The organism is Streptomyces kanamyceticus (assembly GCF_008704495.1).
Lineage (GTDB): Bacteria > Actinomycetota > Actinomycetes > Streptomycetales > Streptomycetaceae > Streptomyces > Streptomyces kanamyceticus.
This window is the reverse complement of record NZ_CP023699.1, coordinates 2887514-2906271: the sequence shown is the minus strand read 5'-3', so window position 1 is coordinate 2906271 and position 18758 is coordinate 2887514. Positions and strand designations below refer to the sequence as shown.

Annotated in this window: 5 protein-coding genes, 1 tRNA gene and 3 rRNA genes; 8 read left to right on the top strand and 1 reads right to left on the bottom strand. The window is 65.8% G+C overall.

Features of this window, described 5'->3' with window-relative positions; all coding sequences use genetic code 11:
• Positions 1 to 52: 52 nt before the first annotated feature.
• From CP970_RS11530 to CP970_RS11510, 5 genes are all read left to right on the top strand, one after another.
• Positions 53 to 1578, top strand: a 16S ribosomal RNA gene (locus tag CP970_RS11530).
• A gap of 295 nt (positions 1579 to 1873) precedes the next feature.
• Positions 1874 to 4998, top strand: a 23S ribosomal RNA gene (locus CP970_RS11525).
• Positions 4999 to 5089: 91 nt separating this feature from the next.
• Positions 5090 to 5206 (top strand): 5S ribosomal RNA (gene rrf, locus CP970_RS11520).
• Together the 16S, 23S and 5S rRNA genes form the textbook arrangement of a ribosomal RNA operon.
• Before the next feature lie 116 nt (positions 5207 to 5322).
• On the top strand, positions 5323 to 5985 hold the full coding sequence (locus CP970_RS11515; protein ID WP_055544883.1) for a DegT/DnrJ/EryC1/StrS family aminotransferase: 663 nt from the start codon (positions 5323 to 5325) through the stop codon (positions 5983 to 5985).
• Between the two features lie 131 nt (positions 5986 to 6116).
• Positions 6117 to 6189, top strand: a tRNA-Thr gene (locus CP970_RS11510).
• An 82-nt stretch (positions 6190 to 6271) separates the two neighbouring features.
• Here CP970_RS11510 and CP970_RS11505 read toward each other — a convergent pair.
• On the bottom strand, positions 6272 to 8893 hold the full coding sequence (locus CP970_RS11505; RefSeq protein WP_055544882.1) for a SpoIIE family protein phosphatase: 2622 nt from the start codon (positions 8891 to 8893) through the stop codon (positions 6272 to 6274).
• A gap of 436 nt (positions 8894 to 9329) precedes the next feature.
• Between CP970_RS11505 and CP970_RS11495 the strand changes: the two genes are divergently transcribed.
• The 3 genes from CP970_RS11495 (at position 9330) to CP970_RS11485 (ending at position 18551) form a co-directional block, all read left to right on the top strand.
• A complete protein-coding gene (locus CP970_RS11495; RefSeq protein WP_055544881.1) occupies positions 9330 to 14723 on the top strand; it encodes a HAMP domain-containing protein in 5394 nt (1797 codons plus the stop codon).
• A 244-nt stretch (positions 14724 to 14967) separates the two neighbouring features.
• Positions 14968 to 15651: a response regulator gene (locus tag CP970_RS11490; RefSeq protein WP_055544880.1), complete on the top strand. Its 684-nt coding sequence runs from the start codon at positions 14968 to 14970 to the stop codon at positions 15649 to 15651.
• Positions 15652 to 15776: 125 nt separating this feature from the next.
• Positions 15777 to 18551, top strand: coding sequence for a DNA translocase FtsK (locus tag CP970_RS11485; RefSeq protein ID WP_107098850.1), 2775 nt, complete (start codon positions 15777 to 15779; stop codon positions 18549 to 18551).
• Positions 18552 to 18758 lie beyond the last annotated feature (207 nt).

Sequence of the window (18758 nt, the reverse complement as noted above, 5' to 3'; positions counted from 1 at the left end):
TCCTCTCCTTGGTTCCGCTCTCGTGTGTGTCGTCCCGGATTACCGGTACACATTCACGGAGAGTTTGATCCTGGCTCAGGACGAACGCTGGCGGCGTGCTTAACACATGCAAGTCGAACGATGAAGCCCTTCGGGGTGGATTAGTGGCGAACGGGTGAGTAACACGTGGGCAATCTGCCCTTCACTCTGGGACAAGCCCTGGAAACGGGGTCTAATACCGGATAACACCTTCTCTCGCATGGGAGAGGGTTGAAAGCTCCGGCGGTGAAGGATGAGCCCGCGGCCTATCAGCTTGTTGGTGAGGTAGAAGCTCACCAAGGCGACGACGGGTAGCCGGCCTGAGAGGGCGACCGGCCACACTGGGACTGAGACACGGCCCAGACTCCTACGGGAGGCAGCAGTGGGGAATATTGCACAATGGGCGAAAGCCTGATGCAGCGACGCCGCGTGAGGGATGACGGCCTTCGGGTTGTAAACCTCTTTCAGCAGGGAAGAAGCGAAAGTGACGGTACCTGCAGAAGAAGCGCCGGCTAACTACGTGCCAGCAGCCGCGGTAATACGTAGGGCGCAAGCGTTGTCCGGAATTATTGGGCGTAAAGAGCTCGTAGGCGGCTTGTCACGTCGGTTGTGAAAGCCCGGGGCTTAACCCCGGGTCTGCAGTCGATACGGGCAGGCTAGAGTGTGGTAGGGGAGATCGGAATTCCTGGTGTAGCGGTGAAATGCGCAGATATCAGGAGGAACACCGGTGGCGAAGGCGGATCTCTGGGCCATTACTGACGCTGAGGAGCGAAAGCGTGGGGAGCGAACAGGATTAGATACCCTGGTAGTCCACGCCGTAAACGGTGGGAACTAGGTGTTGGCGACATTCCACGTCGTCGGTGCCGCAGCTAACGCATTAAGTTCCCCGCCTGGGGAGTACGGCCGCAAGGCTAAAACTCAAAGGAATTGACGGGGGCCCGCACAAGCAGCGGAGCATGTGGCTTAATTCGACGCAACGCGAAGAACCTTACCAAGGCTTGACATATACCGGAAAGCATCAGAGATGGTGCCCCCCTTGTGGTCGGTATACAGGTGGTGCATGGCTGTCGTCAGCTCGTGTCGTGAGATGTTGGGTTAAGTCCCGCAACGAGCGCAACCCTTGTTCTGTGTTGCCAGCATGCCCTTCGGGGTGATGGGGACTCACAGGAGACTGCCGGGGTCAACTCGGAGGAAGGTGGGGACGACGTCAAGTCATCATGCCCCTTATGTCTTGGGCTGCACACGTGCTACAATGGCAGGTACAATGAGCTGCGAAGCCGCGAGGCGGAGCGAATCTCAAAAAGCCTGTCTCAGTTCGGATTGGGGTCTGCAACTCGACCCCATGAAGTCGGAGTTGCTAGTAATCGCAGATCAGCATTGCTGCGGTGAATACGTTCCCGGGCCTTGTACACACCGCCCGTCACGTCACGAAAGTCGGTAACACCCGAAGCCGGTGGCCCAACCCCTTGTGGGAGGGAGCTGTCGAAGGTGGGACTGGCGATTGGGACGAAGTCGTAACAAGGTAGCCGTACCGGAAGGTGCGGCTGGATCACCTCCTTTCTAAGGAGCACTTCTTACCAACTCCGGTTGGTCAGAGGCCACTACGTCGGCAAACGATCGACGGTGGTTGCTCATGGGTGGAACGTTGACTACTCGGCACGATCGGTTGGCTTCACTAGTACTGCTTCGGCGTGGAACGTGAATGTTGATGGGTCGGGTCGGGCACGCTGTTGGGTATCTGAGGGTACGGGTTTGTCCCGACCTCAATGCCGACCCCGGTGAAGCATCCTGGTAAGGGTGTGTGACGGGTGGTTGGTCGTTGTTTGAGAACTGCACAGTGGACGCGAGCATCTGTGGCCAAGTTTTTAAGGGCGCACGGTGGATGCCTTGGCACCAGGAACCGATGAAGGACGTGGGAGGCCACGATAGTCCCCGGGGAGTCGTCAACCAGGCTTTGATCCGGGGGTTTCCGAATGGGGAAACCCGGCAGTCGTCATGGGCTGTCACCCGCTGCTGAACACATAGGCAGTGTGGAGGGAACGCGGGGAAGTGAAACATCTCAGTACCCGCAGGAAGAGAAAACAACCGTGATTCCGGGAGTAGTGGCGAGCGAAACCGGATGAGGCCAAACCGTATGCGTGTGATACCCGGCAGGGGTTGCGCATACGGGGTTGTGGGATCTCTCTTTTGCAGTCTGCCGGCTGTGAGACGAGTCAGAAACCGTTGATGTAGACGAAGGACATGCGAAAGGTCCGGCGTAGAGGGTAAGACCCCCGTAGTCGAAACATCAGCGGCTCGTTTGAGAGACACCCAAGTAGCACGGGGCCCGAGAAATCCCGTGTGAATCTGGCGGGACCACCCGTTAAGCCTAAATATTCCCTGGTGACCGATAGCGGATAGTACCGTGAGGGAATGGTGAAAAGTACCGCGGGAGCGGAGTGAAATAGTACCTGAAACCGTGTGCCTACAAGCCGTGGGAGCGTCGGACATCAAGCTTGCTTGGTGTCTCGTGACTGCGTGCCTTTTGAAGAATGAGCCTGCGAGTTTGCGGTGTGTTGCGAGGTTAACCCGTGTGGGGAAGCCGTAGCGAAAGCGAGTCCGAATAGGGCGATTTAGTAGCGCGCTCAAGACCCGAAGCGGAGTGATCTAGCCATGGGCAGGTTGAAGCGGCTGTAAGAGGTCGTGGAGGACCGAACCCACCAGGGTTGAAAACCTGGGGGATGACCTGTGGTTAGGGGTGAAAGGCCAATCAAACTCCGTGATAGCTGGTTCTCCCCGAAATGCATTTAGGTGCAGCGTCGTGTGTTTCTTGCCGGAGGTAGAGCACTGGATAGGCGATGGGCCCTACCGGGTTACTGACCTTAGCCAAACTCCGAATGCCGGTAAGTGAGAGCGCGGCAGTGAGACTGTGGGGGATAAGCTCCATGGTCGAGAGGGAAACAGCCCAGAGCATCGACTAAGGCCCCTAAGCGTACGCTAAGTGGGAAAGGATGTGGAGTCGCACAGACAACCAGGAGGTTGGCTTAGAAGCAGCCACCCTTGAAAGAGTGCGTAATAGCTCACTGGTCTAGTGATTCCGCGCCGACAATGTAGCGGGGCTCAAGCGTACCGCCGAAGTCGTGTCATTCATACAATAGGGCCAACGCCTGTATGGATGGGTAGGGGAGCGTCGTGTGCCGGGTGAAGCTGCAGCGGAAGCTAGTGGTGGACGGTTCACGAGTGAGAATGCAGGCATGAGTAGCGATACATACGTGAGAAACGTGTGCGCCGATTGACTAAGGGTTCCTGGGTCAAGCTGATCTGCCCAGGGTAAGTCGGGACCTAAGGCGAGGCCGACAGGCGTAGTCGATGGATAACCGGTTGATATTCCGGTACCCGCTGTGAAGCGTCAAACATCGAATCAGGCGATGCTAAGTCCGTGAAGCCGTCCCGATCTCTTCGGAGTTGAGGGAAGTGGTGGAGCCGACGGACCAGACTTGTAGTAGGTGAGTGATGGGGTGACGCAGGAAGGTAGTCCAGCCCGGGCGATGGTTGTCCCGGGGTAAGGGTGTAGGACGTGAGGTAGGCAAATCCGCCTTGCATGAAGTCTGAGACCTGATGCCGAGCCGATTGTGGTGAAGTGGATGATCCTATGCTGTCGAGAAAAGCCTCTAGCGAGTTTCATGGCGGCCCGTACCCTAAACCGACTCAGGTAGTCAGGTAGAGAATACCGAGGCGTTCGGGTGAACTATGGTTAAGGAACTCGGCAAAATGCCCCCGTAACTTCGGGAGAAGGGGGGCCATCACTGGTGATGACATTTACTGTCTGAGCTGGGGGTGGCCGCAGAGACCAGCGAGAAGCGACTGTTTACTAAAAACACAGGTCCGTGCGAAGCCGTAAGGCGATGTATACGGACTGACGCCTGCCCGGTGCTGGAACGTTAAGGGGACCGGTTAGTGCGCTTTCGGGCGTGCGAAGCTGAGAACTTAAGCGCCAGTAAACGGCGGTGGTAACTATAACCATCCTAAGGTAGCGAAATTCCTTGTCGGGTAAGTTCCGACCTGCACGAATGGCGTAACGACTTCTCGACTGTCTCAACCATAGGCCCGGTGAAATTGCACTACGAGTAAAGATGCTCGTTTCGCGCAGAAGGACGGAAAGACCCCGGGACCTTTACTACAGTTTGATATTGGTGTTCGGTTCGGCTTGTGTAGGATAGGTGGGAGACTTTGAAGCGGGCACGCCAGTGTTCGTGGAGTCAACGTTGAAATACCACTCTGGTCGTGCTGGATGTCTAACCTCGGTCCGTGATCCGGATCAGGGACAGTGTCTGATGGGTAGTTTAACTGGGGCGGTTGCCTCCCAAAGAGTAACGGAGGCGCCCAAAGGTTCCCTCAGCCTGGTTGGTAATCAGGTGTTGAGTGTAAGTGCACAAGGGAGCTTGACTGTGAGACCGACGGGTCGAGCAGGGACGAAAGTCGGGACTAGTGATCCGGCGGTGGCTTGTGGAAGCGCCGTCGCTCAACGGATAAAAGGTACCCCGGGGATAACAGGCTGATCTTCCCCAAGAGTCCATATCGACGGGATGGTTTGGCACCTCGATGTCGGCTCGTCGCATCCTGGGGCTGGAGTCGGTCCCAAGGGTTGGGCTGTTCGCCCATTAAAGCGGTACGCGAGCTGGGTTTAGAACGTCGTGAGACAGTTCGGTCCCTATCCTCTGTGCGCGTAGGAATATTGAGAAGGGCTGTCCCTAGTACGAGAGGACCGGGACGGACGAACCTCTGGTGTGCCAGTTGTCCTGCCAAGGGCATGGCTGGTTGGCTACGTTCGGAAAGGATAACCGCTGAAAGCATCTAAGCGGGAAGCCTGCTTCGAGATGAGTATTCCCACCCCCTTTGAGGGGTTAAGGCTCCCAGTAGACGACTGGGTTGATAGGCCAGATCTGGAAGCCCGGTAACGGGTGGAGGTGACTGGTACTAATAGGCCGAGGGCTTGTCCTCAGTTGCTCGCGTCCACTGTGTTGGTTCTGAAACCACGAACAACCCCGTATGTCGGGCCACGACTACGGTGCGGTTGTCAGTTTCATAGTGTTTCGGTGGTCATAGCATGAGGGAAACGCCCGGTTACATTCCGAACCCGGAAGCTAAGCCTCATAGCGCCGATGGTACTGCAGGGGGGACCCTGTGGGAGAGTAGGACGCCGCCGAAATCATCTTGATAAGAGCTGGTCCCTGAACTTCGGTTCAGGGACCAGCTCTTTTTTGTTTTGTGTTACCTGCCGTTCACGTTGCGCAGCCAACATCCGCAGACATGGGCACAGTTGCAATGTTGCGCGCCGCAGGTGTCGGTACCGGTGACGAGGTCGTCGTGCCGGCCTTCGGCAATGTCGAGGTCGCCGAGGCCGTCGTCACCGCGGGGGCCGTGCCGGTCTTCGCCGACATAGAGCCGTCGACGTACTGCCTCGATCCTGATGCCGTCGCCGCCGTGGTGACCCCGCGTACGGCCGCCGTCGTCGTGGTCCACCGCTTCGGGAACCAGGCCGACATGGGCCTGCTGCGGGGCGTGGGGCAGCGGCACGGGCTTCTCGTCCTGGAGCAGGGCGACTTGGGGGAGTCGCACGACGGGCAGGCGCGGCGGCGGGCGCACGCCGCTTATCTCAGTGGGCGGCTCAGTGGCGTCGTGACGCCGACCGGTGGCGCCGGGCACAGCTTCCAGCAGTACGTCGTGCGGGTGCCGGGGAACGGGCGGCCCGACCGGGACGCGTTCGCACGGGCCGTACGGGTCAAGGGAGTTGACTGCCGGGTGCCGGTGAAGACGCCGGTGCACCGCATGCCGGAGTTCTGGCGGGACGTGGTGCTTCCGCAGACCGAGCGGGCCGCCGACGAGACACTGGCGCTGCCCGTCGACGCGTCGATGTCGCGGCGGGACCTGCAGCGCCTGGTCTCCGCCTGCAACGCGCTCGGTGGGCTTCTCCAACCGGCCTTCTGACGAATGGGCGGATGAAGCGGATGAATGGGCGCGACGAAGATGAATGGGCGCGATGAATCGGCGGTTCGAGAGGCCTTCGATTTCGGGTATGATCTATCTCGTTGCCAAGCGGGAAACCGCGAAGGCGACAGGCCCCTATAGCTCAGTCGGTAGAGCGTCTCCATGGTAAGGAGAAGGTCAGCGGTTCGATTCCGCTTGGGGGCTCAATGTGTGAAGGACCCCGCCCGGTTGGGCGGGGTCCTTTTGCGTTTCCGGAGGCCCGGGGCGCTGTGGCCCCCGGACTGCGTCAGTCCTTCTGGAGGCCGGGGACGCGCATCGCGAGGATCGCCATGTCGTCCGACGGGGCGTCCGTGGCGAAGCGCTCCACCGCGCGCATGATGCGGCCGGCGACCGCGCCCGCCGTCAGGCCCGTGCACGTGGTGAGGACGTCCGCGAGGCCGTCGTCACCGAGCATGCGGGTGCCCTCGCGGCGCTCGGTGACGCCGTCGGTCACGCAGAGCAGGACGTCGCCGGGGTCGAGCGTCATCGTCTGTTCGTAGAGCTCCAGGTCGTCCATGACGCCGAGCAGGGGCTGCGGTTCCGCGTACGGCTCGACCGTGCCGTCCTGGCGAAGGCGGAGCGGGAGCGGGTGTCCGGCGCAGACGACCTTCAGGACGGCCGAGCCGTCCTCCTGGGGCCACAGCTCGCCGTACAGGAGCGTGAGGAAGCGGCTGCGGGCGCCCTCGTCGAGGATCGCCGCGTTCAGGCGCTCCAGGACCGCGGGGCCGCCGAAGCCCTCGCGGGCGAGCAGGCGCAGGGCGTGCCGGGCCAGGCCCGTGACGGCCGCCGCCTCCGGGCCCGTGCCGCAGACGTCGCCGATCGCGAAGCCGTACGCGCCGTCGCGGATCGGGAAGAGGTCGTAGAAGTCGCCGCCGACTTCGTTGCCCTCGCCTGCCGCGCGGTAGATGACCTCGACCTCGACGCCGGGGACCTGCGGGAGTCCCGGCGGCAGCAGGCTGCGCTGGAGGGACTGGCTGATGGCCATGCGCTCGGAGTAGAGGCGGGCGTTGTCCAGGGCGAGAGCGGCTCGGCGGGAGAGATCTTCGGCCAATTCCAGGATCTCTTGGCGGAAGTGTTCGTCGGAGGGCTTGCCGAGGGTCAGCATGCCGATGACGCGGTTGCGGGCGACCAGGGGCAGGACCACGGTCTCGCCGCCCACCGCCGATGCCGTGGAGAGCGTCGTGCCGATGCCCGAGCTCAGGGTCATGGGCTCGCCGAGGCCCAGGCTGCGCATCGAGGAGCGCAGCGCAGCCTGGTGCGCGGCCTCGGAGGGGGCCGCCCAGACGCGGGCGCCCGGGGTGGGTACCGGGTCGGGCGGGGCGATCTTGGAGAGGAGTGCCTTGAGGCCGTCGATGCGCTCCTCGTCCTCGTGCAGGACGTACGAGAGGTAGGGCTCGGCCGACTGGTCGGCGATGGTGTAGACGGCGCACCAGGTGGCGAGCGTCGGCACCGTCATCTGGGCCATGAGCGCGAGGGTCTGGTCGCGGTCCAGGGTGCCCGCGAGCAGGTCGGACGCCTCGACCAGGAAGGAGAGGGAGCCGCGGCGCAGCCGTTCCAGCTCGCCGAGGCGGGCGGACTCCACGGCAAGGGCGATCCGGTCGGCGGCGAACTGGAGGCGCAGCGCCTCTTCGTTCGAGTACCGGTCGGGGGCCTCGGCGGCGACGCCGAGGGATCCGGTGAGGCGGCCCTCGACCTTGAGGGGGACCGTGACGACCGAGCGCATGCCCGTGCCGCCGAGCAGCGGGACGGCGCCGGGGACGACGGTGAGGTCCTCGTGGACGGCGGGCATGCGGGCCGAGCCGTAGCGCCCGGGACCCGCCTCTACGGGGACGCGGGCGAAGCGCTGGCGGGCCGAGGGCAGGCCGGTGGAGGCGCGGACCTCCAGCTCGGTCTCGTCGTCGGTGGCCAGGAGCAGGAAGGCGGCGTCGCCGTCCAGCATGTCGCGGGCGCGCTCGACGGTGCGCTGGAGCAATCCGTCGAGGTCGTCGGGGGCGGGGGAGCCGATGAAGACCTCGAAGGGGTCCGTGGCGTTCGGCTCGCTGAGCGTGCTCTGGTCGGGGTTCGGGCCGCGGAGCGGGGTCTGCAGCACCGCGCGCTCCTCGTCGCGTACGAGGAGGCAGACCGTGGACGGTTCGCCGTCGGTGTCGCGGACGCGCAGGTGCGAGGCGTAGACGGGCAGTACGCAGCCGTTGGAGCCGCGGATGCCGTAACTGCCTTCCCAGCGGGAGAGTTGGAGAGCCTCGGCGATGCCGGTGCTGGTGCCCGGGGTGTGCGGCCAGGCCGCGAAGTCGTTGAGCGGCTTGCCCATGACCTGCTCGGCGACGTACCCGAAGAGTTCTTCGGCGTCCTCGTTCCAGGCGGAGATGGCGCCGACGCGGTCGATCTGGACGACGGCGACGCGGACCCGGCCGTCGGCGATCGGGAGGAGGTCGGCCGGTAGGGCGGGGCCCGCGGTGCGGGTGCCCACCGGGCGGTCGGGGAGGTCGAGTTGGAACCAGACCTGCTTGTGGGTGGGGGTGTAGTCGACGCCCCAGCGGGTGGCCAGTGCCGCGCAGAGCTGGAGGCCGCGGCCGCCCTCGCGGTCGGGGCTGCCCGTGTTGACGGAGGACTGCTGGAGCGGGATCTCGCGCTCCGGGTAGCGGTCGGAGACTTCGATGCGTACGGCGTCCTCGGAGCGCAGGCACAGCACGTCGGCGGCCGTGCCCGCGTGCACCACGGCGTTGGTCACCAGCTCGCTGGTGAGGACGACGGCGTCGTCGACGACGTCCGTGAACCCCCAGCCCTGGAGGGTGTCGCGGACGAAGGAGCGGGCCGTCGCGACGGAACGTCCGACGGGGTCGAAGGTCGCAGCCGCGCGCGCGGTGATCACAGCACTCCTCGTACGAGTATCGACAGTATCGACTGTATCGACGCCCAGGTCTCCCGAACTCATGGTGCGGCCGCCCCTCCGATGCCCGCTTGTTCGTGTACCACCGCCCTGGCCGGGCAGGACCGGGGTGGTTGGACAGCCGGATGCAAGGTTACTTACCTTCGCCGTCCATGCTGATGCCGGTCGTCAGTGTTTCCGCCCGGAGGGTGTGCGGACGGTGTGCGAAGCTGCCGAACTGTTATGGCCTGGTTCAGCCATGGTGAAACACTGGGCAAGCTTCATGGAGAGAGCCCAGAACAACCCGAGCAGTACGGTCGACCCTTGCGGGAGGGACACAGTGGAGTCTGGCGCAGCGACGCGGGGCACTAAGACGCGCGCGAAAGACGGACAGTCCCTGAACAAACAGCGCAAACCGCGCAACGGGGCGACCGCTTCCGTGGACGCGGCGGCATTGAACAGGCTTCTGGCGGCGCTGGTGGCGATGCGGGACGGAAATTTCCGCAAGCGCCTCACCGTCTCCGGCGACGACGTCATGTCGGAGATCGCGGCTGTTTTCAATGAGGTGGCCGACCGGAATCTGCATCTGACAGGTGAGCTGTCACGGGTGCGGCGGATGGTCGGACGTGAGGGAAAACTCACGGAACGACTTGAGACCGGAGCGAGCGAGGGCTCGTGGGCGGCCGCGATCGACGCGTCGAACGCGCTCGTAGACGATCTCGTACGTCCCGTCTCCGAGGTCGGCAGGGTCCTCTCCGCCGTGGCCGACGGCGATCTCGAGCAGCGGATGGAGCTGCGGGCGCAGGCGGTCGACGGGAACGGGCATCCGCTGCGCGGCGAGTTCCTGAAGGTCGGCAGGACCGTCAACAACCTCGTCGACCAGCTCTCCACCTTCACCGACGAGGTCACCCGCGTGGCCAGCGAGGTCGGCACGGAGGGCAAGCTCGGCGGGCAGGCCAGGGTGCGGGGGATGTCCGGGTCCTGGAAGGACCTCACGGACTCCGTGAACACCATGGCGTACCGCCTGACCGCTCAGGTGCGGGACATCGCCCTGGTGACGACGGCGGTGGCCAAGGGTGACCTCTCCCGGAAGGTCACCGTCCATGTCGCGGGCGAGATGCTCGAGTTGAAGAACACCGTGAACACGATGGTGGACCAGCTCTCCTCGTTCTCCTCCGAGGTGACCCGGGTGGCCCGCGAGGTGGGCACGGAGGGCGAGCTCGGCGGGCAGGCGCAGGTGCCCGGGGTGGCCGGCGTGTGGAAGGACCTCACCGACTCGGTGAACCTCATGGCGGGCAACCTCACCGCGCAGGTGCGCGGGATCGCGGAGGTCACGACGGCGGTCGCCAACGGTGATCTGTCGCGGAAGGTCACGGTGAGCGCGCGCGGCGAGGTCGCCCAGCTCGCCGAGACGATCAACCAGATGACCGAGACGCTGCGCACGTTCGCGGACGAGGTCACGCGCGTGGCCAACGAGGTCGGTGCCGAGGGCCAGCTCGGCGGGCAGGCCAACGTGCCGGGCGCCGCGGGGACGTGGAAGGACCTGACGGACTCGGTCAACACGGTCTTCCGCAACCTCACCACGCAGGTGCGGGACATCGCGACGGTGACGACGGCGGTGGCGAGCGGCGATCTGTCGCAGAAGGTCACGGTCGACGTCGCGGGCGAGATGCTCGAGCTGAAGAACACCGTGAACACCATGGTCGACCAGCTCTCCGCCTTCGGTTCCGAAGTGACGCGTGTGGCGCGGGAGATCGGTGTCGAGGGTGAGCTCGGCGGGCAGGCGCAGGTGCAGGGCGCGGCCGGTACGTGGAAGGACCTGACGGACTCGGTCAACACCGCCTTCCGCAACCTCACCGGGCAGGTCCGCAACATCGCGCAGGTGACGACGGCGGTCGCCAACGGTGACCTGTCGCAGAAGGTCACCGTCGACGTGTCCGGCGAGATGCTGCAGCTGAAGAACACCGTGAACACGATGGTGGACCAGCTGTCGTCCTTCGCCGACCAGGTCACGCGGATGGCGCGCGACGTGGGCACCGAGGGGCGGCTCGGCGGGCAGGCGCGCGTGGACGGCGTCTCCGGCACCTGGAAGGACCTCACCGACTCCGTCAACTTCATGGCGGGGAACCTGACGTCGCAGGTGCGCCAGATCGCCCAGGTGACGACGGCCGTGGCTCGCGGTGATCTCTCCCAGAAGATCGAGGTCGACGCCCGGGGCGAGATCCTGGAGCTGAAGAACACCATCAACACGATGGTCGACCAGCTCTCCGCGTTCGCCGACCAGGTGACCAGGGTGGCCCGTGAGGTGGGCACGGAGGGGCGCCTGGGCGGGCAGGCGCAGGTGCCCGGCGTGGCCGGTGTGTGGCGCGATCTGACGGACTCCGTGAACGGCATGGCGGGGAACCTCACCGCGCAGGTGCGCAACATCGCGCAGGTCGCGACGGCGGTGGCCCGCGGTGACCTGTCGCAGAAGATCGACGTGGACGCGCGCGGCGAGATCCTGGAGCTCAAGAACACCCTGAACACGATGGTCGACCAGCTGTCCGCCTTCGCGGAGCAGGTCACGCGGGTCTCCCGCGAGGTGGGCACGGACGGCATCCTGGGCGGCCAGGCCGAGGTCCAGGGCGTCTCCGGGACCTGGAAGGACCTCACACAGTCCGTGAACGGCATGGCGAACAACCTCACCCTTCAGGTGCGGAACATCGCCGAGGTCACCACGGCCGTCGCCATGGGCGACCTCTCCAAGAAGATCACCGTCGACGCGAAGGGCGAGATCCTCGAACTCGTCACGACCGTCAACACGATGGTCGACCAGCTGTCGTCGTTCGCGGAGCAGGTCACGCGCGTGGCCCGCGAGGTGGGTACCGAGGGCCAGTTGGGCGGCCAGGCGCGGGTGCCGGGTGTCACCGGCATCTGGAAGGACCTGAGCGACAACGTCAACCTGATGGCCAACAACCTGACCAGCCAGGTGCGGAACATCTCGCAGGTCTCGGCCGCCGTCGCCAACGGTGACCTGACCAAGAAGGTCACGGTGGAGGCGCGCGGCGAGGTCGCGCAGCTCGCCGACACGGTCAACACCATGGTGACGACGCTGAGTTCGTTCGCCGACGAGGTCACGCGCGTGGCCCGCGAGGTGGGCACCGACGGCATCCTCGGCGGCCAGGCGCGCGTGCCGGGCGTCTCGGGTACGTGGAAGGACCTCACCGAGTCGGTGAACTCGATGGCGTCCAACCTGACCGGACAGGTCCGCAACATCGCGATGGTCACCACCGCGATCGCCAAGGGTGACCTGACCAAGAAGATCGACATCGACGCGCGCGGCGAGATCCTGGAGCTCAAGACCACCATCAACACGATGGTCGACCAGCTGTCGTCCTTCGCCGAGCAGGTCACCCGGGTCGCCCGCGAGGTAGGCACGGAGGGCCAGCTGGGCGGCCAGGCACGCGTGCGTGACGTCGACGGCACCTGGCGCGACCTCACCGAGTCCGTGAACGAGATGGCGGGGAACCTGACCCGTCAGGTGCGCGCCATCGCGAAGGTCGCCACCGCGGTGACCCGGGGCGACCTCAACCTGAAGATCGAGGTCGACGCGTCGGGCGAGATCCAGGTGCTTCAGGACAACATCAACACCATGATCGCCAACCTGCGCGACACCACCCTCGCCAACAAGGAGCAGGACTGGCTGAAGGGCAACCTGGCGCGGATCTCCGGCCTGATGCAGGGCCGCCGCGACCTGGAGGACGTCGCCTCGCTGATCATGAGTGAGCTGACGCCGGTCGTCTCGGCCCAGCACGGCGCCTTCTTCCTGGCGCTGCCCACGGACGACGCCACGGACCTCGGGGGCGACCACGAGGACGCGTACGAGCTGCGCATGCTGGGCAGCTACGGCTACTCCATGGGGTCCATGCCGACATCGTTCCGGCCCGGCGAGACCCTCATCGGCACGGCCGCCAAGGAGCGGCGCACGATCCTCGTGGAGAACGCGCCGTCCGGCTACCTGCGGATCGCGTCCGGCCTCGGGGAGGCGCCGCCCGCGCAGGTCATCGTGTTGCCGGTGCTCTTCGAAGGGACCGTCCTCGGCGTGATCGAGCTGGCAGCCTTCCAGCCCTTCACGCAGATCCAGAAGGACTTCCTCAGCCAGATCGCCGAGATGATCGCGACGAGCGTCAACACCATCAGCGTCAATACGAAGACCGAGGTGCTGCTCAAGCAGTCGCAGGAGCTGACCGAGCAACTGCGCGAGCGCTCGGCGGAGTTGGAGAACCGGCAGAAGGCGCTGCAGGACTCGAACGCGGAGCTGGAGGAGAAGGCGGAGCTGCTCGCCCAGCAGAACCGTGACATCGAGGTCAAGAACACCGAGATCGAAGAGGCGCGGCAGGTCCTCGAGGAGCGCGCCGAGCAGCTCGCGGTCTCGATGCGGTACAAGTCCGAGTTCCTGGCGAACATGTCGCACGAGCTGCGCACACCGCTCAACTCGCTGCTGATCCTCGCCAAGTTGCTCGCCGACAACGCCGACGCGAACCTCACCCCGAAGCAGGTCGAGTTTGCCGAAACGATCCACGGCGCGGGATCGGACCTGCTGCAGCTGATCAACGACATCCTCGACCTGTCGAAGGTCGAGGCGGGCAAGATGGACGTCTCCCCGACGCGCATCGCCCTGGTCCAACTCGTCGACTACGTAGAGGCCACTTTCCGTCCGCTGACCGCGGAGAAGGGCCTCGACTTCTCCGTACGGGTGTCCCCGGAGCTGCCCGCGACGCTGCACACGGACGAACAGCGCCTGCTCCAGGTGCTGCGCAACCTCCTGTCCAACGCGGTGAAGTTCACCGACTCCGGAGCGGTCGAGCTGGTCATCAGGCACGCGAACAACGACGTGCCCAACGCGATCCGCGAGCAGCTCCTGGAGGCGGGCTCGCTGCGTGACGCCGACGCCGATCTGATCGCCTTCTCGGTGACCGACACCGGCATCGGCATCGCGGCCAGCAAGATGCGGGTCATCTTCGAGGCCTTCAAGCAGGCGGACGGCACGACCAGCAGGAAGTACGGCGGCACGGGCCTCGGTCTGTCGATCAGCCGGGAGATCGCGCGGCTGCTCGGCGGCGAGATCCACGCCCAGAGCGAACCGGGCCGCGGCTCGACCTTCACGCTCTATTTGCCGCTGCACCCGAGCGAACTGCCGCCCCAGGGCTACACGCAGCTGGCGGCCCCGGCCGCGCCGCGTGAACTGCCCGCCGTCGAGCAGTCCACGGCGGCCGACGCCGCGGTGCCGATCGAGGGCACCGTGGTGCGCCACGAGGCGCCCACGGGGCCCTCGGCGCTCTTCAGGAGGCGGCGCAGGCCCGCACCCGCGCAGGAGCCTTCGGCTCTGCCCGCCGCGGACTCCCAGGAGCGGCGGCCGCAGGAACAGTGGCCCTCCGCGGCGACGGATGCGCCGTCCGCGAGGCCCGCGTTCCACTTCGGCGGCGAGAAGGTGCTGATCGTCGACGACGACATCCGCAACGTCTTCGCGCTCACGAGCGTCCTGGAACAGCACGGCCTGTCGGTGCTGTACGCGGAGAACGGCCGCGAGGGAATCGAAGTCCTGGAACAGCACGACGACGTGACGGTCGTTCTGATGGACATCATGATGCCGGAGATGGACGGGTACGCGACGACGACGGCGATCCGCAGGATGCCGCAGTTCGCCGGGCTCCCGATCATCGCGCTCACCGCGAAGGCGATGAAGGGCGATCGCGAGAAGGCGATCGACTCCGGAGCTTCCGACTACGTCACGAAGCCGGTCGACCCCGACCACCTGTTGTCGGTGATGGAGCAGTGGATGCGCGCGGAGTGACCGAGAACCGGCTTCGTCACACGGAGTTGCTGACAGAGTGTGGCCGAGGCCGTGTAGAACCGCGGTATTCGGGGAACCTTCTGGTCTCCCACCGCGTTTCTGCTACGTGCACAGTGACATCGCGGTGACAGGGTGTGGCGACAGGCGGGGTGCGGCTACCATGACCGGCACAAGGACGGACGGCGCAAGGGAGTCGTCCTCTGGGGCGGCGCCCGGTGTACCGCCGGGGCGAGGAGGGCGGGCCATGGTGCAGAAGGCCAAGATCCTCCTGGTCGATGACCGGCCGGAGAATCTGCTGGCGCTGGAGGCCATCCTCTCTGCGCTCGATCAGACACTGGTGCGGGCATCGTCCGGGGAGGAAGCGCTCAAAGCACTACTCACGGACGACTTCGCGGTCATCCTGCTGGACGTGCAGATGCCGGGAATGGACGGCTTCGAGACCGCGGCGCACATCAAGCGGCGGGAGCGGACCCGGGACATCCCGATCATCTTCCTCACCGCCATCAACCACGGACCGCATCACACGTTCCGCGGTTATGCCGCGGGAGCGGTGGACTACATCTCCAAGCCGTTCGACCCGTGGGTGCTGCGCGCGAAGGTCTCGGTGTTCGTCGAGCTGTACATGAAGAACTGCCAACTGCGGGAGCAGGCGGCCCTGCTGCGGCTCCAGCTCGAGGGCGGCGGCAAGTCCCCGGCGGGCGACGCGAAGGAGCCCGCGGGTCTGCTCGCGGAGCTCTCGGCGCGGCTCGCGGCCGTCGAGGAGCAGGCCGAGGCGCTCTCCAAACAGCTGGACGAGGAGTCGGCGGACGCGGCGGCGGTCGCCACGGCAGCCCATCTCGAACGCAAACTCACCGGGCTGCGCCGGGCTCTTGACGCACTGGAACCGGGCACAGGGAGCGGCACGCCCTCGGTCCCCTCACAGAACTGACGTGCCATGGAGCCCCGCGGGTCCGTTGATTCCCCGTCAGTTGACGGACCCCGCAGGGGCGACACAGGCGGGTGAAGCAGTGGGCACACGTGTCCACAGTGGCCCGCACCGGTAACCTCACACCCATGGCCTCACGTCAGTCCGCAGCCAAGAAGACGCCCGCGAAGAAGGCGGCCGCGCCGACGAAGGCTCCGGCGAAGAAGGCCGCTGCCAAACCGCCCGCCAAGAAGTCGGCGGCGAAGAAGGCGCCCGCAAAGAAGGCACCTGCCAAGAAGGCGCCCGCGAAGAAGCCCGCACCCAAGCCCGCGCCCAGCCCCACAGGGGGCGTGTACCGGCTCGTGCGCGCCGTCTGGCTCGGTGTCGCGCACGGGGTGGGCGCCATGTTCCGCGGCATAGGGCGGGGCGCCAAGGGCCTCGACCCGGCCCACCGCAAGGACGGGCTCGCGCTCCTGCTCCTCGGCATCGCGCTGATCGTCGCCGCGGGCACCTGGTCGAACCTGCGCGGCCCCGTCGGCGATCTCGTCGAGGTCCTGGTGACCGGCGCGTTCGGCCGCCTGGACCTCCTGGTGCCGCTGCTCCTGGGCGCCATCGCCGTCCGCCTCATCCGGCACCCGGAGAAGCCCGAGGCCAACGGCCGCATCGTGATCGGTCTGTCCGCCCTGGTCATCGGGGTGCTCGGGCAGGTCCACGTGGCGTGCGGTTCACCGGCCCGCAGCGACGGCATGCAGGCGATAAGGGACGCCGGAGGCCTGATCGGCTGGGGTGCGTCCACCCCGCTGATCTTCACCATGGGCGAGATCCTCGCGGTGCCGCTCCTCGTGCTCCTCACCGTCTTCGGGCTGCTCGTCGTCACGGCGACGCCCGTCAACGCCATCCCGCAGCGGCTGCGGCTGCTCGGCGTGAAGCTCGGCGTGATCCATGAGGAGCCCGAGGCCGACGACTTCACGCACGACGACGAGCGCTACGAGGACCAGTGGCGCGAGGCGCTGCCCGCGCGCTCCTCGCGGCGGCGCTCCGCCGCACCCGAGGAGTACGAGCCCGACCAGGCCGAGCAGGAGGCGCTCGCCAGGCGCCGCAGGCCGCGCAGGACTCCCGTACAGCCGGACATGGACCGTCCGATGGACGCCGTGGACGTGGCGGCCGCCGCGGCCGCCGCCCTGGACGGTGCCGTGCTGCACGGCATGCCGCCCTCGCCGCTGGTCGCCGATCTGACGCAGGGCGTGTCGGGGGAGCGGGAGGAGCGCGCGGAGCGCGAGCGTGCGGCCCCTGTGCCGACCGCGCGCGCCACGGACGCCCCCGTGCCCGGCAAGCTCAAGAAGAAGCCGGAGGCGCCCGCTGAGAGCCTCGTGCCGGACCTCACCAAGTCCTCGCCCGAAGCCCCGCGCGACCTGCCGCCGCGCGCCGAGCAGCTGCAGCTCTCCGGAGACATCACTTACTCGCTGCCCTCGCTCGACCTCCTGGAGCGCGGTGGGCCCGGCAAGTCGCGCAGCGCGGCCAATGACGCGGTCGTCGATTCGCTGTCGAACGTCTTTGCGGAGTTCAAGGTCGACGCGGACGTCACGGGCTTCACGCGCGGACCGACGGTCACCCGGTACGAGATCGAGCTCGGTCCCGCCGTGAAGGTCGAGAAGATCACGGCCCTCGCCAAGAACATCGCGTACGCCGTGGCATCCCCGGACGTGCGGATCATCTCGCCCATCCCCGGCAAGTCCGCGGTCGGCATCGAGATCCCGAACACCGACCGCGAGATGGTCAACGTGGGTGACGTGCTGCGCCTCGCGGACGCCGCCGAGGACGACCATCCGATGCTGGTGGCGCTCGGCAAGGATGTCGAGGGCGGCTACGTCATGGCGAACATGGCGAAGATGCCGCACATCCTGGTGGCCGGAGCCACCGGTTCCGGCAAGTCGTCCTGCATCAACTGCCTGATCACTTCGATCATGATAAGAGCGACGCCCGAGGACGTACGGATGGTCCTCGTGGACCCCAAGCGCGTCGAGCTCACCGCGTACGAGGGCATTCCGCACCTGATCACGCCGATCATCACCAACCCCAAGCGGGCCGCCGAGGCCCTCCAGTGGGTCGTACGCGAGATGGACCTGCGCTACGACGACCTCGCGGCGTTCGGCTACCGGCACATCGACGACTTCAACCAGGCCATCCGCGACGGCAAGCTCAAGACGCCCGAGGGCAGCGAGCGCGAGCTGAAGACGTATCCGTATCTGCTGGTGATCGTCGACGAGCTCGCGGACCTGATGATGGTCGCGCCGCGCGACGTCGAGGACTCGATCGTGCGCATCACGCAGCTCGCGCGTGCGGCCGGTATCCACCTGGTGCTCGCCACGCAGCGTCCGTCCGTGGACGTCGTGACCGGTCTGATCAAGGCGAACGTGCCGTCCCGGCTCGCCTTCGCGACCTCCTCGCTCGCCGACAGCCGCGTCATCCTCGACCAGCCGGGCGCCGAGAAGCTCATCGGAAAGGGTGACGGTCTGTTCCTGCCGATGGGCGCGAACAAGCCCACCCGTATGCAGGGCGCCTTCGTCACCGAGGACGAGATCCACGCCGTCGTCCAGCACTGCAAGGACCAGATGGCGCCGGTCTTCCGGGACGACGTCACGGTCGGCACCAAGCAGAAGAAGGAGATCGACGAGGACATCGGCGATGACCTCGATCTGCTGTGCCAGGCCGCTGAGCTGGTGGTTTCCACCCAGTTCGGGTCCACCTCGATGCTCCAGCGCAAGCTGCGCGTCGGCTTCGCCAAGGCGGGACGGCTGATGGACCTGATGGAGTCGCGCTCCATCGTGGGCCCGAGCGAGGGATCCAAGGCTCGTGACGTTCTTGTGAAACCTGATGAGCTGGACGGCGTGCTGGCCGTGATCCGCGGGGAGGCTCAGCCATAAGGGTGGGCTCGGCCATCAGGGTGGGCGGCTCACCCTTAAGGGATCGCCGGGCAACCGTTTCCCTTCGGCGTACGTCAAGTTGAGGGGGAGAACAGCACGATGTCCCACCATCGGGATGTCCGGCCATTCTGATGGCGTACAAACTCCGTCCGCCCGGTTGCCCCACCCTTTCAAGGCCCCCCTAAAATGAACCTCCGGCAGGTGGCT

What these genes read in the sequence shown, in the direction of transcription:
- CP970_RS11490 (WP_055544880.1), top strand. Translation starts at nt 14,968, where the DNA reads ATGGTGCAGAAGGCCAAGATCCTCCTGGTCGATGACCGGCCGGAGAAT.
- CP970_RS11515 (WP_055544883.1), top strand. Translation starts at nt 5,323, where the DNA reads ATGTTGCGCGCCGCAGGTGTCGGTACCGGTGACGAGGTCGTCGTGCCG.
- CP970_RS11485 (WP_107098850.1), top strand. Translation starts at nt 15,777, where the DNA reads ATGGCCTCACGTCAGTCCGCAGCCAAGAAGACGCCCGCGAAGAAGGCG.